Source organism: Kitasatospora sp. NPDC127121, from assembly GCF_042677305.1.
Lineage (GTDB): Bacteria > Actinomycetota > Actinomycetes > Streptomycetales > Streptomycetaceae > Kitasatospora.
The window spans coordinates 21,278-45,900 of record NZ_JBHXTQ010000071.1 but is presented as its reverse complement, the minus strand read 5'-3'; the positions used below and the strand labels follow the sequence as shown (position 1 = coordinate 45,900).

Sequence of the window (24,623 nt, the reverse complement as noted above, 5' to 3'; positions counted from 1 at the left end):
GGGGACCCTGTGGGAGAGTAGGACGCCGCCGAACAATCATTCACAGAGAACCCCCATCCGGGAAACCGGATGGGGGTTCTCTGCATTTCCGGGGCTTTGGGACTTCAAGGCCTCAGATCGGATCGAGTCGGAAGATCGAAGGCGCCCCCTCGCCGTTTACCGGGTGGGCGGGGTGACGATGGGGAACTTCGGGTCGGGGAGGGTCAGGGTGGCGAAGACGGCGTCGGCCGCCTGCTGGGCGTTCGCGCCCGTCAGCGCGATGTGCCGGTCCTCGACGGCCTGGTCGAAGTTGTGTCGGAAGCCGGGGGTCTGGGCGAGGTCGTCGAGGGTTTGGCGGCTGAGCGTGATGGTGGCGTCCGGCACGTCGACGAGGCGGTCGCCGCCGGCCACGAACACCAGCACGCCGTTGCGCAGGGTGGTGGTGCAGGTGTCGCCGGTGTCGGTGAACACCCAGTTCAGGGTGATCGGGAGGCGGTTCCGCTCGGCGGCCGTCGGCCCGTCCACGCTGCGGGCGAGGGCGGAGAAGTACTGGTCCAGAGTGGTGCTGCGGATCAGGTCGGCGGAGGTCTGGCTGGTGATCAGCGGCTGCGGGCCGTCGACGACCTCCCGGGCGCCGGTCAGGTAGGCGTTGCGCCAGGTCCCGTTGGCGCTGCCGTAGCCGAGCTGGGTGAAGACCTTGGCCTGGAGCTCCTTGGCCCGGGTGACCTGCGGCTCGGCGAGCGGGCTGCCCGAGTCGGCGGCGGCGCCGAAGATGACGTGGTCGAGGAGTTCGGCGGCCCAGCGGAAGCCGTCCGTGGTGTCGGTGTCGTAGGCCCGCTGGGCCGCCGTGACGACGGCCTCGGCGCCGCCCATCGCCTCGACGTACGCCGCGCCGGCCTTGACGGGCGGGAGTTGCCACAGGTGGGCCGGGTTGGCGTCGTACCAGCCCATGTACCGCTGGTAGACCGCCTTGAGGTTGTGGCTCATCGAGCCGTAGTAGCCCTGGTTGTACCAGTGGTCGTCCAGGCCCGGCGGGAGGGTCTCCAGCTCCTCGGCGATCTCGATGCCGGTGCGGCCGGCGTTGATCAGCCGCAGCGACTGGTCGTTGAGGTAGCCGTACATGTCGCGCTGGGTGTTGAGGAATTCGAGGATGCGGGCGTTGCCGGGCGCGCTGCCCTCGCCCGCCTCGCTCCACATCGGCCAGTGGTGCGAGGCGAACAGGACGTCGGTCTCCTTGCCGAAGGTCTGGATCGCCTCGGTCAGGTACTTCGACCACGCGTGCGCGTCCCGCACCTGCGCGCCCCGCAGGCTGAGGATGTTGTGCATGGTGTGGGTGGCGTTCTCCGCGATGCACAGGGTCCGGGCGTCCGGGAAGTAGATGTTCATCTCCGCCGGGGCCTCGGTGCCCGGCGTGAGCTGGAACACCATCTGCACGCCGGCCAGGTTGAACTGGTACAGCCCCGGCCGCCAGGGGATGACGTACGTGCTGTCGCTCCACTGGTCCTTGGGGACCGGCTGGTGACGGGGCCCGCCGATGTAGTCGGTCGGCGGGATGAGGGTCACCTCGCCGGTGGAGATGGTCGTGCCCAGGCCCGAACCGACCTGCCCCGTCGGGCTCTTGTCCAGCTGCGCCGCGTACATGTACTGCGCGCGCCGCGCCATCGCGGGGCCCGCGTAGACGTTCTCGCTGATCGCGTGCTCCAGGAAGCCCTCCGGCGCGACCACGGGGACGCCCGGCTCCAGCGGGTCGCCCTGCTCGGCGAACAGGCCCCGGGAACCGCCGAAGTGGTCGACGTGGCAGTGGGTGTAGACGACGCCCAGGACGGGCCGCTGCTCCCGGGTGAGCTCGGTCCTGTCCCGGAACAGCCGGAGCGCGGCCTGCGCGGTCTCGTAGCAGGCCAGCGGGTCGATGATGACCAGGCCCGCGTCGCTCTCGATGATCGTCATGTTCGACAGGTCGTAGCCGCGTACCTGGTAGATCCGGTACGCGGGACAGCTCGTGACGTGGAACAGCCCGGCGATGGCGGTGAGTTCGCCCTGCCGGTGCAGGCTGCCGTTGACCGTGGGCATCTCGGTGCGCAGGTCCGGCTGGAGGAACTCGTACGCGGTGAAGTCCCAGACCACCTCCGACGGGTTCTTGCGGGACATGATGACGGGCACGTCCGGCGGGGCGATCATGAACCGGCTGGCGTCGGCGAAGTCCCGGCCGTCCTTCTCGTCGGCGATCCTGGCCGCCTCGGCGGCCTTCCGGTTCGCTTCGGCGGTGGCGGGCGTGGGCTCGATGGGCTCGGTGTACGAGGACGTTCCGGACATGGCGAAGCCACCTCCATGGGTAGGTGAGGGAACCGCCGCACCGCGGCAGGGCAGTCACGCTATGTGTGTATACGACTACAGACAAGGGGGTGATCTAGCCATCGCCCTGACCTGAACCTGTCGGCAAAATGTTCGATGGGCGTGCTGCCCTCGGGCTCCCACGCCCCCTGACGTGCACTGTCGTGCCCGCCGTTCGAACCCGGGAGGGGGTGCCGGCCGTGATACCGGCCGAGGCCGGTCGGCGGTCGGCGGCCGGCACGAGGACGGATGGAGGAGGACAGCGATGGCCTGGTATCAGGGGCGGAGCCGGATCACGGTGACGGCGGTGGAGGGGCAGTGGCCGCAGCGGGCGGTGGTGACGGTGCGCGGTGGCCGTCCGGTCGAGATTCCCGGGACGGTCGGGGCGAGCCACCTGGTGGACGCCGAGCGCTGGGAGCTCGACCTGGAGCACCGGCGCGAGGGCGAGTGGTGCCCCAACATCCGCGCGGTGCAGGGGCGCTGGCAGGAGGTCCGGGGTGTGCTGACGCAGCTGGTGCACAGCCGCAACCGGGACGGGGGCGGTGACCGCAGCGACCGGAACCTGGTGCTGCGGATCGAGCGCGTCGAACCGGGCGACGGCGCGCCCGTGGGCGTGGCCGCGCAGGGCCGCGCGACCGCGCCGCGCACCTCGACGGGCCAGTCGGCGGGGTCCGGGGCGTCGGCCCCGCGGACTTCGGCCGCGCCGGTGCGCGGGACGTCGACCACCTCGTCGGCGCCGACCGTGCGGACCAGCGGTTCGGGGACCGGGTCGGCCGGGCCGGGACCGTCCGCTCCGTCGCGCGCGGTGACGTCCACCGGGGGTACGGCGACCCGGCCCTCGACCGGCAGCTCCTGGCGGGACTGATGGGCGTTCTGAGCTGACGGATTTCCTGAGCTGACGGATTTCCTGAGCCCTGAGTCCGCCCGCGTTCCGGCGCGTGGCGGATCCGCTCGGCCGCCCCGCGCCCCGGGGCGGCCGATGTGAACCAGAGCATGCGTGAACCAGAGCATGCGTGAAACAGGGCACACGCGCACCACGGCACAAGCGCATCGGGGCACACGCGCATCAGAGCCCTCATTGATTCACTCACAACGCACCTGATCTATTCCGTCGCATTCCTGCACAACCGCCCCAGGCGTCAGGGGAATCACTCGGATATTCCCCGCGGAAACCCGGCCGGGTGGCCAGGGGGATCGGGGTGTCACAGTTTCGGCCAAAGAATTCACACCCGTCATCAGGCGTTCCGGGCGTGGCCGGGAGTCACACCAGCGATTTTGCGGGTCCGATTCCGGGGAGAGTTGCTTTCCGTTCAATCGCCAGGGGTTGCGAGCGGGTGACCCGCCGTGAAGACTGTTCCGCGTTCGTCGTTCCGAGTGTTCGGGCCGTCAAGGTATTGCCCGGTCCTCGCGACGGTTGTGGCAGGTTCCGCACGGTGGCTGCGGGGAGGGATCGCAGGGGGGATAGGCATGCCGGGCGCAACGATCGCGCAGGTCAGGGCCGTCGGAGCGGCCGACTGGAGCGTTCGGGATTCCTGTCCGGCCCCGCCTGCGGGGTGAGGTCATTCGGCGGTCGGCCGTTCGCCGCCCTCCGTTCCCGCTCACCGTTCCCCTGTTCGCCGTTCCGGGGTGGCGTGGAATTCGGGTCGCATTCGCACCGTCCGGTCGGGGAGCGCCGAAGCGGCCGGGAACGGTTCCCCTCGGGCGGGTGCGGCGCCTTGCCGGGAGCGGTCGGGGATTCCCGTTCACACCCAGCCGGCCGTCATCGGCAGACTTCCGTCGATTCCCGTTGTTCCCGCGAGTCTTGAGTCGAGGAGCGCAGGTGGCAGGAAATTTCACGGTGTGCTCCACAGTAATCCGGAATTCATCCGCGGACGCTTGCCGCGCCCGCATCTGAGAACCAGTCAACGGGAGCGTCCGCCCATGCCGTACCCCAGCTCCGCGCCCGTCCGCGAGCGCGCGCCGTTCCTCTTACGCCGCTCACGCCGCGAACTGCAGCACCGGCTCGACACGCTCGCGCGCACCCACCGGGTGCCCGGCGCCCAGGTGGTGCTGGACACCGGCTCGGAGGTCGTGGCCCTGCACACCGGTGTGGCCGACGCCGCCACCGGTGCGCCCTTCACCGGGGACACCGTCGTGCCGGTGGGGTCGCTCACCAAGCCCTACACGGCCGCCCTGGTGATGCTCCTGGCCGACGACGGCGACCTCGACCTCGACGATCGGGTCGCCGATCACCTGCCTGAGCTCCGCCGGATGCCAGCAGTAACGATTCGCCAACTCCTCAGCCACACCGGCGGACTGCCCACCGGGCCGGACTCCGACGCCGCCGCCCGGACCACCGCGGCGCACTACCTGTCGTCCGTGTGCACGGCCGGGGACGCGCTCTTCCCGCCCGGGACGGACTTCTCCTACTCCAACGCCGGCTACATCGCCGCCGGGCGCCTGGTGGAGACGGTGACCGGGATGCCCTGGCACGAGGCCGTGGCCGCCCTGCTGCTCGAACCGCTCGGTACCGTGCCCGTGTTCGTCGACGCGAGCGCACCCGCACGCCCGGTCGCCGCCGGGCACGCGCTCAACGCCGCGACCGGCCGGGCCCGGCCGGTCCGGCAGAACCTGGCCCCGCTGGAGGCCCCGGCCGGCGCCCTGCTGGCGAGCGCCGCGGACCTCGCCGCGCTCGGCGGCGCCCTGGTCGGCCGGGCCAAGGCCCTGCCCCCCGCCGTCGCCGAGGAGATGCGCCGCCCGCAGCCCGGCGCCCGGCCGGGTGCGCTCGCGGACGGCTGGGGCCCGGGGCTCGCCCTCTACCAGCAGGACGGCCGGCTGTGGTGCGGCCACGACGGCAACGCCATGGGGACCTCCTGCCACCTGCGGGCCGACCCGGACAGCGGCGTGGTGGTCGCCTTCGCGGGCAACTCCGGCACCGCCACCGCGCTCTGGCGCGAGCTCGCGGCCGATCTGGCCGAGCTGGCGGGTGTCCGGGTGCCCGCCGCGATCGCGCCCGTGGGCGCGGGCGAGCCCGCCCCCCTGCCCGAGTGCGCGGGCACCTACCGCAACGGGTCGATCCGGTACCGCGTCGAGCCCGCGGGCGACGGATCGTCCACGCTCTCCGTGGACGGCGACCTGCCGCTGCCCCTGCGCTGTTTCGCCGACCTCTCCTACGACCTGCTCGCCCCCGACACCGGCCGCCCCGAGCCGGGCGGGCGCTTCCACCGCGATCCCGCCACGGGCGTGATCGACCGGGTGCAGGTGTCCGGGCGCACGGCGCGTCGCGCCGACCCCGCCTGAGGCGCCCGGCCTCGTCCTGGCCGCCTGCGGCCCCCCGCCGGCGTCGCTCCACCGGGCTCACCCCCGGCTCGTTCCGTTCCTCCGGCCCGGTTCCCCCGGGCCCGAGGGCCGGCCCCCGCCTGCCCCGGCGCCCGCATCGCCTCCTCCCCGTCCGGAAGGACCTTCCGCCATGACCGACCGGCCTGCCCAGCCCGTGCGTTCGTCCGCTCCGCCGCAGGCCGGCGACACCCCTGGCGCCCCGGGGACCGGTGCCGCCCCGGGGACCGATGCCGCCCCGCCGCCGGCGCACCGGACGCTCGACGCGCTGTTCGCCGCCCAGGTGGCCCGCGCGCCGCACGCGCCTGCGGTGACGGACGGCCGGCGCAGCTGGACGTACCGGGAACTGGCCGACCGGGTCGGGCGCCTGGCCCGCGACCTCGCGCGGCACGGTGCCGGGACGGACCGGACGGTGGCGCTGGTCCTGCCGCGCTCGATGGAACTGGTCGCGGCGGAGCTGGCCGTCGCCCGGACGGGCGCCGCCTTCCTGCCCGTGGATCCGGCCTACCCCGCCGGGAGACGGGCGCTGATGCTCGCCGACGCCGCCCCCGCCGTCGTCCTGGACGATCCGGCCCGGATCCGCGCGCTGCTGGAGACGGACCGGGCCGACACCACGGACCGGGCCGACAGCACGGACACGCCCGGCGCCGCAGACACGCCCGACACCGGCCTGCCGGGCCCGAGCGGCATCGACCACGCGGCGTACGTGATCTACACCTCGGGCTCCACCGGGACGCCCAAGGGCGTGGTCGTCACCCACCGGGGCATCGGCGGCTTCGCGGAGGCGGCCCGCGCGCACTACGCGGTGCGCCCCGGCGACCGGGTGCTGCAGTTCTCCTCGCCCAGCTTCGACGCCTCCGTCCTCGAACTGTTCATCTCCGTCCTGGCCGGCGCCACGCTGGTGATCCCCCCGCACGGCCCCTGGCTGGGCGAGGAACTCGCCGCCGTGCTCGACGAGCACCGCATCACCCACGCCCTCATCCCGCCGGCCGCCCTGGCCACCGTGCCCGGCGGCGCGGGCCGCCACCTGCGCACGCTGATCGTCGGAGCCGAGGCCTGCCCCGCCGACCTGGTCGACCGCTGGGCACCCGGCCGGCGCATGATCAACTCCTACGGCCCGACCGAGGCGACCATCGTCGCCACCTGGACCGGCCCGCTGACCGCAGGCAGCGGCGCACCCCCCATCGGCGGCGCGCTGCCGCACGCCCGGGCGTACGTGCTCGACGCGGCCATGCGGCCCCAACAGCCTGGCACCGACGGCGAGTTGTACGTCGGCGGCGAGGGCGTGGCCCGCGGCTACCTGGGCCGCCCCGGCCTGACCGCCGGGCGCTTCGTCGCCGACCCCTTCGGCCCGCCCGGCGCCCGGCTCTACCGCACCGGCGACCGGGCCCGGTGGACGGCCGACGGGGAGCTGGAGTTCCTCGGCAGGCTCGACCGGCAGGTGAAGATCCGCGGCTTCCGGATCGAGCCGGGGGAGATCGAGGCCGCCCTGCGGGCGCACCCCGCCGTCGACCAGGCCGTCGTCGTGGTCCGGGAGGACGAACCGGGCCGCGAACGCCTGGTCGGCTACGCCACGCCCGCCGACCACGAGCACGCCCCGGATCCGGCGGAGCTGCGCGCGGCACTGGCCGCCGCCCTGCCGGCCCACCTGGTGCCGTCCGCCGTCGTCGTCCTGGCCGCGCTGCCGCTCACCCCGCAGCACAAGATCGACCAGCAGGCGCTGCCCGCGCCCGCCCGCCCCGGGGCGGCCGGATCCGTCGCCCCGAGCACCGAGCGCGAACGCGCCCTGGCCGCCATCTGGGCCGAGGTCCTCGGCGTCGACGCGGTGGGCGCGACGGACGACTTCTTCGACCTGGGCGGCGACTCGATCCTCGCCGCCCGGACCTTGGCCCGGGTCGCCGAACGGCTGGGCGTCCGGCTCACACTCCGGGACGTCTTCACCGCGCGGACGGTCGCCGCCCTGGCCCCGCTGGTGGACGAACGGCACACCGCCGCGCCGCCGGAGCCGATCCCGCCCGCCCCGCGCGAGGAGCCGCTGCCGCTGTCCAGCGCCCAGCGCCGCCTGTGGTTCCTCGACGACCTCACCGTCGGGGGGACGGAGTACAACACCGGCGTCGCCCTGCGGCTGCACGGAACGCCGGACCCGGAGGCCCTTCGCCGGGCCCTCGGCCGGCTCGCCGCCCGTCACGACTCGCTGCGCACCACCTTCGCCACCGTCGACGGGCAGCTCGTGCAGCGCGTCGCGGCGGCGGGCACCCTGCCGCTGCGCACCGCGGACGTCGGCGACCGGCGGGCCGGGGAGCGCGCCGAGGCGGCCGAACGGCTGCTGACCGAGGAGCTGAACCGGCCCTACGACCTGACGGACGGCCCGCTCGCCCGGGCGCTGCTGGTCCGGCTCGCCGCCGACGAGCACCTGCTGCTGCTGGCGCAGCACCACATCATCACCGACGGCTGGTCGGTGGGCGTCCTCACCCGTGAACTGGCCGCGCTCTACCGGGCGGAGGTCTCCGGCGAACCGGACGCGCTCGCCGCCCCCGCCCTCCAGTACCCCGACTTCGCGCGCTGGGAGCAGCGCCGGCGGACCGAGGGCGCCGGGGCGGAGGACGCGCCGGACCTCGCCTACTGGAAGCGGAACCTGGCGGAGCTGCAACCCCTGCAACTGCCCACCGACCGGCCCCGGCCCGCCCAGCGCACGACGAACGGCGCGGCGCACCGCCACCGCCTCCCGGCCGAACTGGTGGCCCGGCTGCGGCACCTCGCCGCGGGCCGCGGCACGACGCTGTTCACCCTGTTCGCGGGGGCGTCCGCGCTGCTGTTCTCGCGCTACTCCGGCCAGCGGGACGTGGCGTTCGGCACCGTCACCACCGGGCGCGACCGGCGGGAGCTGGAGGAGGTGACCGGCTTCTTCGTCAACACCGTGGTGCTGCGCGGCGACGTGGACGAGCGGGCCACCGTCGACCGGTTCGTGGAGAGCGTGCGCACCACCCTGCTGGACGCCTTCGCCCACGCGGCGGTGCCCTTCGACCGGGTGGTCGAGGAACTGGCCCCGCCCCGGGACCCGAGCCGCACCCCGCTGGTCCAGGTCATGGTCGTCCAGCAGAGCCCCACCACCCCGCCGCCCGCCGGAGGCCTGCGCTTCGAGGACCACCCGCTGCCCCGCCCGGCCGCCCGGTTCGACCTGGTGCTGGAGTTCACCCCGGAGGACACCGACGGCTGCGCGCTGACGGTGGAGTACAACACGGACCTGTTCGACGCCCGGACGGTGGCCCGGATGGCGCGCCACCTGCACCGCCTACTGGCGGGCATGGCGGACGGCCCGCAGCGCATCCTCGCCGAACTGCCCATGCTCTCCGAGGAGGAGCAGCGCACGCTGCTCGACTCCTGGAACCCGCCCGCGCGCGGCGCCCGCGACCTCCCGGACACCGTGCTGCCCGTGCTGCCAGTGCTGCCCGCGCTGTTCGAGGCGCAGGCGGCCCGCACGCCCGGGCGGACCGCCGTCGGCTGCGGCCCGGTGCGGCGGGACTACGCGGAGGTCAACCGGCGGGCCAACCGCCTCGCCCGGCTGCTGGTCGCCCGGGGCGCGGGCCCCGAGCGGCTGGTCGCGCTGTGCCTGCCGCGCTCCGCCGACCTGCCGTCGGTGCTGTGGGCGGTGCTCAAGTCGGGTGCGGCGTACCTGCCGGTGGACCCGGGCTACCCGGCCGAGCGGATCCGCTTCATGCTGGCGGACGCCGGGCCCACGCTGGTCCTCGCCACCCGGGAGACGGCGGCCGCGCTGCCCGAGGGGTGGCCCGTCCTGCTGCTGGAGGACGGCGCCGGCCTGGTCGCCGACGCCGACCCGGAGGACGCTGATTCGGCGGACGCCGATCTCACGGACGCCGACCGCCTCCGGCCGCTGCTGCCGGAGCACCCCGCCTACGTCATCTACACCTCGGGGTCGACCGGCCGCCCCAAGGGCGTCGTGATCACCCACCGCAGCGTCGTCGCCCTCGCCCGCTGGGCGGCCGAGCGGTTCGGGCCCGGCGGGCTGGACCACGTGCTCGCCGCCACCTCGCTCAACTTCGACGTGTCGGTCTTCGAACTGCTCTGCCCGCTGCTGGCGGGCGGCAGCGTCGAGGTGGTCGCCGACCTCGCCGCCCTCGCCGAGGAGCCGGCCCCGCGCCGCGTCGGCCTGGTCAGCGGCGTGCCCTCGGTGATCTCCCGACTGCTCGCCGGGGGCGCCGCCCCGGTCGACGCGGGCACCGTCGTGCTGGCCGGCGAGGCCCTCTCCGCCCAGGCGGTGGGCGACCTGCGGCGCGCCCTGCCCGGCAGCGCGATCGCCAACATCTACGGCCCCACCGAGGCCACCGTCTACGCCACCGCCTGGTTCGCCGGTGACCGGCTGCCGGAGCAGGCGCCGCCGATCGGCAGGCCGCTCGCGCTGACCCGGACGTACGTCCTCGACCCCGGGCTGCGCCCGCAACCACCGGGCGTGGTCGGCGAGTTGTACCTCGGGGGCGGCGGCCTGGCGCGCGGCTACCTGGGCCGCCCCGGGCTGACCGCCGCCCGGTTCGTCGCCGACCCGTACGGCGCGCCGGGGGAGCGGATGTACCGCACCGGAGACCGGGTGCGGTGGAACGCCGACGGCGAGCTGGAGTACCTCGGCCGGATCGACCAGCAGGTCAAGGTGCGCGGCTTCCGGATCGAACTGGGCGAGGTGGAGGAGGCGCTGCGGCGCTGCGAGGGCGTGGCGGAGGCGGCCGCCACCGTCGCCGACGGCGAGGGAAACCGGCGCCTGGTCGGCTACGTGGTCCCCGTCCCGGGCGGCCGGGTGGAGCCCGAGGCCGTGCGCCGGGCGCTCGGCCTGGCCCTGCCCGACTACCTGGTGCCCTCGGTCGTCGTGCCGCTGCCCGCGCTGCCGCTCAACCCCAACGGCAAGCTCGACCGGAGCCGGCTGCCCGACCCGGGGCCGGCCGTGCCCGCCGTACGCCACGTCGCCCCCCGCACCCCCGCCGAACAGGCGCTCGCCACCATCTGGGCGGAGGTGCTGCGGCTGGAACGGGTCGGCGCGGACGACAACTTCTTCGACCTCGGCGGCGACTCCATCCTCGGCATCCAGGTGGTGGCCCGCTCCCGGCAGGTGGGGCTGGCGGTGACGTCCGGGGACCTCTACCGGCACCAGACGGTCGCCGCGCTGGCCCGGTGCGCGGACGACGCCGAACGGCCGGCCGTGACCGCCCGGGTGGCCGCCACCGGGGCGGGCGTCCTGACCCCGATCCAGCGCTGGTGGCTCGACCGGGCCGCCGGGCGCGCCGGGCACTTCAACCAGGCGCTCTCCCTCCTGCTGGGCGCCGACGTGGACCGGGCGGCGCTGGAGGACGCCCTGAACGACGTGGTCGCCCACCACGACGCGCTGCGCTCGGCCTTCACGGCCGAGGTTGGAGAGCCCGACGCCGGAGAGCCCGAGGTCGGAGAGCCCGAGGTCGGAGAGCCCGGTACCGGCCCCGGCGTGCGCTGGCGGATCGACGACCGGGCGCCCCGGATCCGCCTGGGCCGGCACACCGGCCCGGACGGCGACACCCCGCACTTCGGCCCCTTCGACCTGGGCGGCGGCGACGGCCCGCTGCTGCGCGCCGTGCTGCACGAGCGCGGTGCGGGGCAGCCGCCGGTCCTGCACCTGGCCGTCCACCACCTGGTGGTCGACGGGGTCTCCTGGCGGGTGCTGGCGGAGGACCTCGACACGGCCTACCGCGCCCGCCGCGACGGCCGGGACGGGGCGGCGGCCCTGCCGGCGAAGTCCTCGCCGCTGCGGCAGTGGGGGCAGCGGCTCGGCGCGTACGCGGCGGCCGGCGGCTTCGAGGACGAGACGGAGTACTGGGCGCGGGCCGTCCCCGCGCAGGACGGTGACGCCCCGGTGGACCCGTTCCCGGCCGACCTCGCGGGGGCCGACACCCACGCCTCGGCCCGCTCCGTCACCGTGCGCCTCGACGCCGCCGACACCGCCGCCCTCCTGCGCACCCTGCCCGACACCTACCGCACCCAGGCCAACGACGTGCTGCTGAGCGCCCTCGGCCGGGCCCTGTGCGGGGCGAGCGGGCTGGAGCGGGTCGTGGTGGACGTCGAGGGGCACGGGCGCGAGGAGCTGTTCGCCGACCTCGACCTGAGCCGCACGGTCGGCTGGTTCACCACCCGGCACCCGGTGGCGCTGGCCGTGCCCGCCGGGGCCGACTGGGACGGCGTCCTCAAGCGGGTCAAGGAGCAGCTGCGCGCCGTCCCCCGACGGGGTCTCGGTTTCGACGTCCTGCGCCACCTGGGGCGCCCCGGCACGGCCCCCGACGCCCCGGCCGCGCGGATCAGCTTCAACTACCTCGGCCGGATGTCCTTCCCGCAGGACGCGGCCGGGCTCTACCGCGGCACCTTCCGGCCCCTGGAACTGGACGCCGACCCGCACGTCGAGCGCCCGCACGCCCTGGAGGTGGTCGGCCGGCTCGACGGCGACGCGCTGGAGTTCAGCTGGTTCTACTCCGGTGCCGTGCACCGGCGCGACACCGTCGAGGCCCTGGCCCGGCGCTTCGCCGCCGAGCTGGCCGACCTCGCGCGGTACGCGGCCCGCCCGGGCGCCGCCGGGCGCACCCCGTCCGACTTCCCGCTGGCCCGGCTCGACCAGGCGGCCGTGGACCTGATCACCGGCGACGACCCGGGCGCGGTGGAGGACGTCCTCCCGCTGACGCCGACCCAGTCCGGGATGCTCTTCCACGGCCTCGCCGAGGAGGACAGCGGCGCCTACTTCCAGCAGCTGGACTTCGTCCTGGACGGCGTGCCCGACCCGGGGCGGCTCGCCGCCGCCTGGCAGTGGGTCACCGACCGCACCCCGGTGCTGCGCGCCCACGTCCGCTGGCAGGAGGTGCCCGAGCCGCTGCTGGTGGTGCGGCGGCGGGCGGCCGTGCCGGTCACCCACCTGGACTGGCGCGAGCTGCCCGAGCCCGAGCGCGGGGGCCGGCTGGCCGAGCTCCTGGACCGCGACCGGGCCCGCGGCCTGGACCTGGCCCGGGCCCCGCTCCAGCGCCTGCTGCTCATCCGCCTCTCCGACACCCGGGTGCGCGTGCTGTGGTCCTTCCACCACCTCGTCCTGGACGGCTGGAGCCTCTTCCAGGTGCTGTCCGACGTGTTCGCCGTGCACGCCGCGCTGACCCGCTCCGGGCCGGAGACGGGAGAAGTCCCGTCCGGCACCCTGCCCTCCGGCACCGAGTCCTTCGGCACCGTGCCGTACGGCACGGTGCCGGAGCGCCGGCCCTACCGCGACTTCGTGGCCTGGCTGCGCGAGCGCGACCCGGCGGAGGCCGAGCGGCACTGGCGTGGGCGCCTGGCCGGGCTGGCCGAGCCGACGCCGCTGCCGTACGACCGCGAGCCGCGCCAGAGCCACCGCGCGGAATCCACCCGGGCCGTGCCGTTCACCCTGCCCGCCGCCGCGACCCGGGCGCTGGAAGGCCTCGCGCGCAGCTCCGGCCTGACCCTGAACACCCTGGTCCAGGGCGCCTGGGCGATCCTGCTGGGCCGTCAGGCGAACCGGGACGAGGTGGTGTTCGGCACCACCTCGTCCGGGCGGCCGCCCGAGCTGCCCGGCGTCGAGACGATGACCGGCCTGTTCATCACCACCCTGCCCACCCGGACGGCCGTGCCCGCCGACGGCACCCTGCTCGACTGGCTCCGCACGCTGCAACGGGAACAGGGCGAGGACCGGCGCCACGGCTTCGTCCCGCTCACCCGCCTGCGGGCCGCCACCGTCCTCCCCGAGCAGACCGCCCTGTTCGACAGCATCGTCGTCTTCGAGAACTACCCGGTCGAGGACGATGCGGCCGCCGCGCACGGCCTGCGCCTGCGCGACCTGGACGGCATCGAGACCACCAACTACCCGCTCGCCCTGCTGGCCTATCCGGGGCCGGAGCTGGCCCTGCGGCTGTGCTACGACCCGCGGCTGTTCGACGAGGCCACCGTCCGGCGGATGGCCGGGCAGCTCACGGCCGTCCTGACGGGACTGCCCGGGGGCGCCGGGGGCCCGCCCGCGCGCGTGCCGCTGCTGACCGCCGGGGAGCGCCGACGGATCCTCGTCGACTGGAACGCCACCGCCGTCGAACGGACCGAGCGCGACATCGCGGACCTGTTCGCCGAGCAGGTGCGCCGCCGCCCGGACGCCGTCGCCGTGGAGGCGGGCCACGAGCGCCTCGGCTACCGCGACCTCGACGCCCGCGCCGCCGCCCTGGCGGGCCGGCTGGCCGCGCTCGGTGTCGGCGCCGAACGCCCGGTCGGCGTGCTCATGGACCGCTCCGTCGACCTGGTCGTCGCCCAGCTGGCGCTGGTCCGGACCGGCGGGGTCTACGTGCCGCTGGACGGCAGGGCGCCGCGCGAGCGGCTGCACCTGATGCTGGCCGAGGCCGGCGCGGACCTGCTGCTCACCGACGCGCACGGGGACCGGATGGCCCGCGAACTGCGGCCGGACGGGCAAGTGCTTCGCGTCGACGGGCAGACCTTCGCGGCCCGGCCGGCCCCGGCCCCGGCGCTCCACCCCGACAACGTTCAGTACCTGATGTTCACCTCGGGCTCCACCGGCACCCCCAAGGGCGTCGCGGTGCGCCGGCGCGACGTCGCCGCGCTCGCCCTGGACCGCGCCTTCACCGGCCACGACCGGGTGCTCGTGCACTCCCCGCACGCCTTCGACGCCGCCACCTACGAGCTGTGGGTGCCGCTGCTGCGCGGCGGTACCGCCGTGCTGGCCCCGCCGGAGGACCTGGACGCCGCCGCCGTCCGCCGCGCCGTCACCGAGCAGGGCGTGCAGTGCCTGTGGCTGACCGCCGGCCTGTTCCGGCTCCTCGCCCAGGAGGACCCGGGCTGCCTGCGCGGCGCCCGGGAGGTGTGGACCGGCGGCGAGGCGGTGCCCGGCGCGGTCGTGCGCCGCGTCCTGGAGGCCTGCCCCGACCTCACCGTGGTCGACGGCTACGGCCCGACCGAGACCACCACCTTCGCCACCCGTCGGGCCTTCCGCCCCGGTGACCGGCTGCCCGCCGTGCTGCCGATCGGACGCCCGCTGGACGACACCCGGGTGTACGTGCTGGACGGCGCCCTCCAGCCGCAACCGCCCGGCATCACCGGCGAGTTGTACATCGCCGGCGCCGGAGTCGCGCGCGGCTACGCGGGCCGGCCCGGCGAGACCGCCGCCCGCTACCTCGCCGATCCCTTCGGGCCGCCCGGCGGCCGGATGTACCGCACCGGCGACACCGCCCGGTGGAGTGAGGACGGCGAACTGCACTTCGTGGGCCGCGCGGACGACCAGATCAAGATCCGCGGCTTCCGCATCGAACCCGCCGAGATCGAGGCGCGGCTCACCGCCCACCCGGCCGTCGCGGAGGCCGTCGTCTCGCTCCACGAGGACGCGGGGCGCAAGCGGCTGGCCGCCCACCTGGTGCCGGCCGGCGGCGCCGAGCCGCCCTCCGCCACGGCGCTGCGCGCCCACCTGGCGGCCGACCTGCCCGACTACATGCTGCCCGCGGCCTTCGTCACGGTCTCCGAACTGCCGCTGACGGCCAACGGCAAGGTGGACCGCCGGCGGCTGCCCGCCCCCGACTGGTCGGCGGCGGGCGACCGCGCCCACCGCGCCCCGACCACCGACACCGAACGCGTCCTCACCGCGATCTGGGCGGAACTGCTGGGCGTGGAGCGGGTCGGGGTCGACGACGACTTCTTCCTGCTCGGCGGCGACTCGATCCTGAGCATCCAGGTCGTCTCCCGCGCCCGCGCCGCCGGTCTCGCGCTGTCCCCCCGCGACCTGTTCCGGCACCCCACCGTCGCCGCGCTGGCCGCCGTCGCCGGCACCGCCGCCACCGTCGCCGGCACCGAACCGGTCAGCGGCGAGGTGGGCCTGACGCCCATCCAGCACTGGTTCCTCGACCCGCACCCGCCGTACGCCGCGTCCTTCGACCAGTCCGTCGTGGTGGAGGCGCCGGCCGAGGTCGACCCGCAGGCCCTGCGCCGCGCCCTGACCGCCCTGTGGGCCCACCACGACGCCCTGCGCTCCCGCTTCACCACCGGGGCGGACGGCGCCTGGCAGCAGCACTGCGCCCCCGCGGACGCCGCCGCGCCCGAGCTGCTGGAGGTCGTCGACCTCGGCGCCCTGGACGGGGCGGCGGCCGAGGCCGCCGAGGCCCGGGCCACCGAGGCCGCGCACGCCGCGTTCCGGCTGGACACCCTCCCGCTGCTCACCGCCCGCCTGTTCACCACCGACGGCACCCGGCCCGCCCGGCTGCTGCTGGCCGTCCACCACCTGGTCGTCGACGGCGTCTCCTGGCGGATCCTGCTGGAGGACCTGGAGACCGCCTACCGGCAGGCCGTGGAGGGCCGGCCGCTGCGCCTGCCCGCCCGCACCACCTCCGTGCGGGAGTGGACCCGCCGCCTGCGCGAGCACACCGCGGCCGGCGGCTTCGCGGGCCGGCGCGCCCACTGGGCGGCGGCGGCCCGGCACTGCGCGGCCGCGCTGCCGGTGGACGGCGACGGCGGCAACACCGCCGCCGACCTGCGCGCCGTCACCGTCCGGCTGGACCGCGAGCGCACCGGGAGCCTGCTGCGCAAGGTCCCCGGGGTCTACCGCACCCGGATCGACGACGTCCTGCTCACCGCCCTGGGCCGGGTGCTCGCCGAGTGGACCGGGCGGAGCACCGTCGCGATCGGCCTGGAGGGGCACGGCCGCGAGGACCAGCTGTTCGAGGACGTCGACCTGTCCCGCACGGTCGGCTGGTTCACCTCGCTCTTCCCCGTCGCCCTCGACGTCCCGGACGGGGACTGGGGCACCGCGCTGAAGGCCGTCAAGGAGCAGCTGCGGGCGGTGCCGGAGCGCGGCCTCGGCTACGGCGCGCTGCGCCACCTCGCCCGGGACGAACAGCTCGCCGACGCCCCGGCCCCCGGGATCAGCTTCAACTACCTGGGCCGCTTCGACTGGTCCGCCGACGGCGCCGCCCTGGTGCGCGCCGTCCCCGGCGGCCTCGGCGGCGCGGAGGCGCCCGGCACCGAGCGCCCGCACCTGCTGGACGTCGTCGCCCGGGTCGAGGACGACCGGCTGGAGATCGGCTGGTACTACAGCGCCGGCCGGCACCACGAACGGACCGTCACCGCGCTCGCGGACGCCATGCTGCGCGCCCTGGAGGACCTCGTCGCCCACTGCGCCGAGCCCGGCGCCGGCGGCCGCACCCCCGCCGACTTCCCGCTGGCCCGGCTGGACCAGGCGGCGGTGGACCGGATCGCCGGGGACGGCCGCTCCGTCGCGGACGTGTACCCGCTGACGGCGATGCAGGCGGGCATGCTCTTCCACAGCCTGCTGGACCCGGACGCCCACACCTACGTCAACCAGGTCCAGCTGGTCCTCTCCGGGGTCACCGACCCGCACGCCCTGGCCGCCGCCTGGCAGCAGACCGTGGACGCCAACGCGGTGCTGCGCACCCGGCTCGCCTGGCAGGACACCGCCGAGCCGCTCCAGGTCGTGCAGCACCGGGCCGCCGTCCCGGTGACCCACCACGACTGGACGGGCCGCCCGGCCGACCGGATCGAGCGGGACACCGCCCGGCTGCTCGCCGAGGACCGCGCGGCCGGCCTCGACCTGGCCGCCGCACCGCTGATGCGGCTGTCCCTGGTCCGGCTGTCGCCGACCCGGGTGCGGGTGGTGTGGACCTTCCACCACGTCCTGCTCGACGGGTGGAGCGCGGCCCAGGTCTTCGACGAGGTGTGCGAGCGCTACGCCGCCCTGGCCGCCGGGCGCCGGCCGAACCCGGTCGTGCGCGCCCCCTTCGCCGACTACCTGCGCTGGCTGTCCGGGCAGGACCCGGCGCGGGTCGAGCGGTACTGGCGCGACACCCTGGCCGGGTTCCCCGCCCCCACCGAACTGCCCCGCGACCGGCGCCCGGCCGAGGCGCACCGCGCCTCCTCCTCGGCATCGGTGCGGGTGACCCTCGACAACGACCTGTCGGAGCGGCTGCGGACCACCGCCCGGCAGGCCGGGTTGACCGTCAACACCGTGCTCCAGGGCGCCTGGGCGCTGCTGCTCTCCCGCTACGGCGGCGGGGACGACGTGGTCTTCGGCACGATCGTCTCCGGCCGGCCCGCCGAACTCCCGGGCGTCACCTCGATGGTGGGGCTGTTCATCAACGCCCTGCCCACCCGGGTGCGGATCGACGTCGGTCGCTCGCTGCTGGAGTGGCTGCGGGAGCTCCAGGACGCCCAGTCGGAGGCCCGCCGGTACGACGCCGTCTCCCTGGCGCAGCTCCAGAACTGGAGCGAACTGCCGGGCGGCACAGCCCTGTTCGACAGCATCGTGGTCTTCGAGAACTACCCGTTCGACGCGCAGGCGCTGACCCGGCACGGCCTGGGCGTCGAGACCGAGTACGTCCTGGAGCCGACCAACTACCCGCTCGGCGTGGTGGTCGCCCCCGGTGACGCCATCGCGGTCAGCCTCGACCACGACCCGGCCGTCTTCGACACCGCGACCGTCGAGGCGCTCGGGGCGGGCCTGCACACCCTGCTGACGGCGATGGCGGCCGGCCTCGACCGGCCGGCGGCGCAGCTGCCGCTGCTCGACCCGCTGCGAGGACGCGAACTCGTCGACCGCTTCGGCGGGGCGGTGGTCGAGGCACCGCAGGACACCGTGCCCGAGGCCTTCGCCCGGCAGGCCGCCCGCACGCCCGACGCCCCGGCCGTCCGCTGCGGCGACGTGCTGCTGACCTACCGGGAGCTCGACGAAAGGGCCAACCGGCTGGCCCGGCTGCTGATCGCGGCCGGCGCCGGGCCCGAGCGGTTCGTCGCGCTCGCGCTGCCCCGCACCGCCGACCTGGCCGTGGCGCTGCTGGCGGTGCTCAAGAGCGGCGCCGCCTACCTGCCGGTCGACCCCGGGTACCCGGCCGAGCGGATCGCGTTCCTCTTCGCGGACGTCCGCCCCGACGCCGTGGTCACCGACACGCAGACCGGAGGGCGGCTGCCGGCGGGCCCGTTCACCCGGATCGTGCTCGACGACCCCGGGTGCGCCGAACGGCTCGCCGCCGCCCGCCCCGACGCCGTGCGCGACGACGAACGGCTCGGCGCCCTGCTGCCACAGCACCCCGCGTACGTCATCCACACCTCCGGCTCGACCGGCCGCCCCAAGGGCGTCGTGGTCGCCCACGCCTCGGTGCTGGCCCTGACCGACTGGGCCGCCGCCGAGTTCGCCGACCACGGCCTGGCCCACGTGGTGGCCGCCACCTCGCTCAACTTCGACGTGTCGGTGTTCGAGATCTTCTCGCCCCTGCTCGCCGGCGGCTGCGTGGAGCTCGTCCGGGACCTGCTGGCCCTGGCCGAGCGCCCCGGGCCGTGGCGGGCCGGCCTGCTCAGCGCGGTGCCCTCCGCCCTGGGCGGCCTCCTCGCGGAGGACGCCGTGCACCTCGGCGCGGACACCGTCGTCCTGGCCGGCGAGGCCCTGCCCGCCCGGACCGTGCGCCGGCTGCGCGAGGCCGTCCCCGGCTGCCGGGTGCTGAACATCTACGGCCCCACCGAGGCCACCGTCTACGCCACCGCCTTCGCCTGCGACCCCGCCGACCCCGACCGGGACCCGCCGATCGGCCGCCCGGTCGGCGGCGCCCGGGCCTACGTCCTGGACGACCGGCTGCGCCCGGTGCCCGTCGGCGCGCCGGGGGAGCTGTACCTGGCCGGCACCGGCGTCGCCCGCGGCTACCTGCGCCGCCCGGGCCTGACCGCCGCCCGGTTCCTGCCCGACCCCTTCGGCCCGCCCGGGCGCCGGATGTACCGCACCGGGGACCTGGTGCGCTGGACGGCCGACGGCGACCTCGGCTACCTCGGCCGCGCGGACGACCAGGTCAAGGTGCGCGGCTTCCGGATCGAACTCGGCGAGGTCGAGGCCGCCCTGGCCCGCCACCCGCAGGTGTCGGCCGCCGCCGCCCGGGTCGTCGACCACGACGGCCACCGGCGCCTGGTGGGCTACGCGGTGGCCCGCGACGGCGCACTGCCCGACCCCGTCGAGTGGCGCGCCTTCCTCGGGAGCACCCTCCCCGACCACCTGGTGCCCGCGCTGGTGGTGCCGCTGGAGCGGCTGCCGCTCGGCGCCACCGGCAAACTCGACCGCCGCGCGCTGCCCGCCCCGGTGTGGGCCACCCCGGCCGCACGCGGCGACCGACCGCCGCGCACCGCGACCGAACGCACCCTCGCCGCGATCTGGCGCGAGGTGCTCGGCGTGCCCGAGGTGGGCGCGGACGACAACTACTTCGCGCTCGGCGGCGACTCGATCCTGGGCATCCAGATCGTCTCCGCGGCCCGCCGGGCCGGCCTCGCGCTCACCCCCCGGCACCTGTTCGCCCACCAGACCCTGGCCGAACTCGCCCTCGCCGCCGAGGAGTCGCCGAGCCCGGCGGTCGCCGCCGAACAGGGCGCCGTGGTCGGCGACGCCCCGCTCACCCCCGTTCAGCACTGGCTGCTGGACACCCTCGGCGGGGACACCGCCCAGTTCACCCAGTCGGTCTCCTTCACCCTCGCCCCCGACACCGAGGAGCCCCTGCTGCGGGCCGCGCTCGCCGCCGTCCTGGACCGCCACGACGCGCTGCGCCTGCGGTTCCAGCCGCTCGGCGACGGGCGGTGGCGCCAGCACGGCACCGCGCCCGGCGACCTGCCGGAGCTGCGCACGCATCAACTGCCCGCCGCCCCGGCGCAGGAGCGCGAGGCGACGCTGCGCGAGCTGGGCGAGCGCCTGGCCGCAGGCTTCGACCTGGCCGAAGGGCCGCTGCTGCGGGCCGCGCTGTGCCGCTTCGACGGCGAGCGGCACCCCGTCCTGCTGCTGGCCGCGCACCACCTGGTGGTCGACGCGGTGTCCTGGCGCGTCCTCCTGGAGGACCTGGACACCGCCCACCGCGCGCTGAGCGCGGGCGGGCGGCCCGACCTCGGCCCCAAGACCACCTCCTTCCGGGCCTGGGCCGAACGGCTCGCCGAGCACACCGCGGCCGGCGGCTTCGACGACGAGCACGCCCACTGGTACGGGCTGGACGACGGCGCCGCGACCGCCTTGCCGACCGACCTGGACGGCGCCAACACGGCCGCCACCGAGGAGTCGCTGGACCTCGCCCTCGACGCCGAGGACACCCGCCGGCTGCTCCAGGACGTCCCGGAGGTCTACCGCACCCGGGTCAACGACGTCCTGCTCTGCGCCCTGGGCCGGGTGCTGGCCCGCTGGACCGGCCGGGACCGGGTCACGGTCGCCCTGGAGGGCCACGGCCGCGAGGAACTGTTCGACGGGGTCGACCTCTCCCGGACCGTCGGCTGGTTCACCACGCTGTACCCGGTGGCCCTGGACGTGCCCCGGGACGCCGACACCGGCACCGCCCTGAAGACCGTCAAGGAGAACCTGCGCGCCGTACCGCGCGGCGGGCTCGGCTACGGCGCCCTGCGCCACCTGCGGCCCGCCGCCGACCCCCGGCTGCCCGACCCGCCGCAGCAACTGCCCGGCCTGCCGCAGATCGGCTTCAACTACCTGGGCCGGCAGGACCGGACCCTTACCCCCGGCGGCCTGCTGCACGCCCCGGCCGGCCCGCTCACCGGCGGCATGGACCGGGCCGCGGACCGGCCGCACCTGCTGGACGTGCTCGGCCGGGTGAGCGACGGGAAGCTGGCGTTCACCTGGTCGTACTCCCGCGCGGTGCACCACCGCGCCACCGTCGCCCGGCTCGCCGCCGAACTGCTGGACGAGCTGCGGGAGATCGTCCGCCACTGCGCCCAACCCGGCGCGGGCGGACGCACCCCCGCCGACTACCCGCTGGCCAACCTGGACCAGGCCGCCGTCGACCGACTGGCCGGCACCGGACGGGACGTGACGGAGATCCAGCCGCTCACCCCCACCCAGACCGGCATGGTGCTGCACGGCCTGGACGAGGCCGAACACGGCCTGTACGTCGAGCAGATCACCTTCGTGCTGGACGGCGCCCGCGACCTGCGGCCGCTGGCCGCCGCCTGGCAGCACGTCGTCGACCGCACCCCCGTGCTGCGCACCGCCGTCGTCCTGCGCGACGTGCCCGTACCCCTCCAGGTGGTCCACCGGGAGGCGACGCTGCCGGTCACCGAACACGACTGGAGCGCACTGCCAGAAGCCGAGCGCGAAGCCCGCCTGGAGCGGCTGCTCGCCGACCAGCGGGCCCGCCCGCCGGCCCTGGACCGGGCCCCGCTGCTGCGGCTCGACCTGATCCGGCTCGGCCCGGACGCGGCGCGCGTGGTGTGGACCTTCCACCATGTGCTGCTCGACGGGTGGAGCGTCTTCCACGTCCTGTCCGACGTCCTGGCCGCCCACGCCGCGCTCGCCCGCGGCGACCGGCCGGGCCTGCCCGAGCGCCGGCCCTTCGCGGACTACGTCGGCTGGCTCGCCGCCCGCGACACCGCCGCCGCCGTGGAGCACTGGCGCGGCGTCCTGGCGGACCTCACCACCACCGCGCTGCCCTACGACCGCAGGCCCGCCCAGGGCGACACGGCCCGCTCCGGCGCCTGGCTCTCGCACCGCCTGGCCGAGGCCGAGACGGACCGGCTCCAGGAGTTCGCCCGCCGGCACCGCCTCACCCTCAACACCCTGGTGCAGGGCGCCTGGGCGCTGCTGCTGTCGCGGTGGAGCGGGGAGCAGCGGGTGTGCTTCGGCACCACCGTCTCCGGGCGCCCGGCCGACCTGGCCGGCTCCGACGCCATCGTCGGCCTGTTCATCACCACCCTGCCCGCCCGCGTCACCGTCGACGGCGCCCAGCCCTGCGCCGCCTGGCTGCGCGCGCTCCAGGAGGAGCAGGCCGAGGACCGCCGCTTCGACCACCTGCCGCTGGCCGCGATGCACGGCCTGAGCGGGCTGGCGCCCGGGACGGCGCTGTTCGACAGCCTGGTGGTCTTCGAGAACTACCCGGTCGGCGACGCGACGGCCGGCGCCCACGGCCTGCTGATCCGCGAACTGGACGCCAGGGAGGCCACCAACTACCCGCTCACCGTGGTCGTCTCGCCCGGCGACCGGCTCGCCGTCGAACTCGGCCACGACCCCCGGTACATCGACCGGGACACTGCGGAGAAACTGGCCGCCCAACTGCTGCACACCCTCGCCGCGCTGGCCGGCTCGGACGGCGCCGCCCGCCTGGACGACCTCGACCTGCTGCCGCCCGGGGAACGCGAGCGGCTGCTGCGCGGCCCGGCCCGCCCGGCGGGCGCCCCGGTGCCCCCGGCGGCCCTGCCCGCCCTGGTCGAGGCCGCCGTGGACCGCCGGCCGCACGCCCCGGCGCTGAGCGCCCCCGGACTGGAGCTGACCTTCGCCGAGGCCGAGGCGCACGCCAACCGCCTGGCGCACCGGCTCATCGCGCGCGGCGCCGGCCCCGGCGAGGTGGTCGCCCTCCTGCTGCCGCGCTCGGCGGACATGGTGCTCGCCCAGCTGGCGGTGGCGAAGACCGGCGCCGCGTTCCTGCCGGTCGACCCCCACTACCCCGACGAGCGCGTCGAGTTCATGCTGCGCGACGCGGCGCCCGCGCTCACCCTGGACGCCAAGGAGGTCGCGGCGCTGCTGGCCGCCCCGCCGGACGGCGCCCCCGACCACCGCCCCGCCGACCCCGACCGGATCCGCCCGCTCGACCTGGACGACCCCGCCTACGTCATCTACACCTCCGGCTCCACCGGCACCCCGAAGGGCGTCGTCCTCACCCACCGCGGGCTGGCCGCCTTCGCCGCCGCCGAGGCCGAGCACTACCAAGTCGCCCCGGGGGACCGGGTGCTGGCCTTCGCCACCCCCAGCTTCGACGCCTCCGTGCTCGAACTGTGCATGTCCCTGCCGCACGGCGCCCGGCTGGTGGTGCCCGCACCCGGACCGCTGCTCGGCGCCCAACTGGCCGAGGTGCTCCGGACGGAGGCGATCACCCACACCTTGCTGCCGCCGGCCGCCCTCGCCACCCTGCCCGCCGACACCCCCGGCACGCTGCCCGCGCTCAGGACCCTGGTGGTCGGCGCCGACGCGTGCGGCGCCGACCTGGTGGCCCGCTGGGCCCCGCACCACCGCATGGTCAACTCCTACGGCCCCACCGAGGCCACCGTGGTCGCCGCCTGGTCCGCGCCGCTGGCCCCGGACGGCGCCGCGCCGCCGATCGGCCGCCCGCTGCCCGGCACCGGCGCCTACGTCCTGGACGCCCGCCTGCGGCCGGTGCCCGACGGCGTCACCGGCGAACTGTGGCTGAGCGGACCGGCCCTGGCCCGCGGCTACCTCGGCCGGCCGGGCCTGACCGCCGCCCGCTTCACCGCCGACCCGTACGGGCCGCCCGGCACCCGGATGTACCGCACCGGCGACCTGGTGCGCCGCGACCACCGGGGCGAACTGCACTACCTGGGCCGCACCGACCACCAGCTCAAGCTGCGCGGCCACCGCATCGAGGCGGGCGAGGTCGAGGCCGTCCTGGTGCGCCACCCGGCCGTGCTGGACGCCGTGGTGACGGTGCGGGAGGACGAGCCCGGGCTGCCCCGCCTGGTCGCCCACCTGCTCGCGGCCCCCGGCGCCGAACCGCCGACCGGCGCCGAACTGCGGGCCCTGGCCGCCCGCTCCCTGCCCGGCCACCTCGTCCCCTCGGCCTTCGCCGTCCTCGACCGCTTCCCGCTCACCGCGAGCGGCAAGACCGACCGCGCCGCGCTGCCCGCCCCCGCACCCGAGGAGGAGCAGCGGCCCGGCCGGCTGGCGCCCCGCACGCCCACCGAGGAGGCCGTGGCCGAGATCTGGGCCGAGACCCTGCGGACGGCCGTGGGCGTGACGGACGACTTCTTCCAACTGGGCGGCGACTCCATGCGGGCCCTGCTGATCGCCTCCCGCGCCAACGATGCCTTCGGCGTCATGCTCACCCCCCGCGACGTCCTGGTCTCCCGCACCGTGGCCGCCCTGGCGGAACTGGTGGAGGACCAGGTGCTGAGCGAACTCGAGGACGCCGCGTCCGGCGGCCCGGACGATGACGAACGATGAC

General features: G+C 75.9%; 4 protein-coding genes. 3 read left to right on the top strand and 1 reads right to left on the bottom strand.

What is annotated here, in order from left to right; genetic code table 11:
• Positions 1-156: 156 nt before the first annotated feature.
• Positions 157-2,292, bottom strand: coding sequence for an alkyl/aryl-sulfatase (locus tag ACFVHI_RS28390; protein WP_380344075.1), 2,136 nt, complete (start codon positions 2,290-2,292; stop codon positions 157-159).
• Positions 2,293-2,575: 283 nt separating this feature from the next.
• On the opposite strand from ACFVHI_RS28390, the gene ACFVHI_RS28385 reads away from it, so the two are divergent.
• The 3 genes from ACFVHI_RS28385 (at position 2,576) to ACFVHI_RS28375 (ending at position 24,622) form a co-directional block, all read left to right on the top strand.
• Entirely contained in the window at positions 2,576-3,175 is a 600-nt protein-coding gene (locus ACFVHI_RS28385; protein WP_380344072.1) for a hypothetical protein, read from the top strand.
• A gap of 1,055 nt (positions 3,176-4,230) precedes the next feature.
• Complete coding sequence (locus tag ACFVHI_RS28380; protein ID WP_380344070.1) at positions 4,231-5,589, top strand: serine hydrolase domain-containing protein; 1,359 nt, start codon at positions 4,231-4,233, stop codon at positions 5,587-5,589.
• 169 nt (positions 5,590-5,758) lie between these two features.
• The gene (locus tag ACFVHI_RS28375; protein WP_380344068.1) at positions 5,759-24,622 is read left to right on the top strand and encodes a non-ribosomal peptide synthase/polyketide synthase; all 18,864 of its coding nucleotides are present in this window, start codon (positions 5,759-5,761) and stop codon (positions 24,620-24,622) included.
• The last annotated feature ends 1 nt before the right edge of the window (position 24,623 follow it).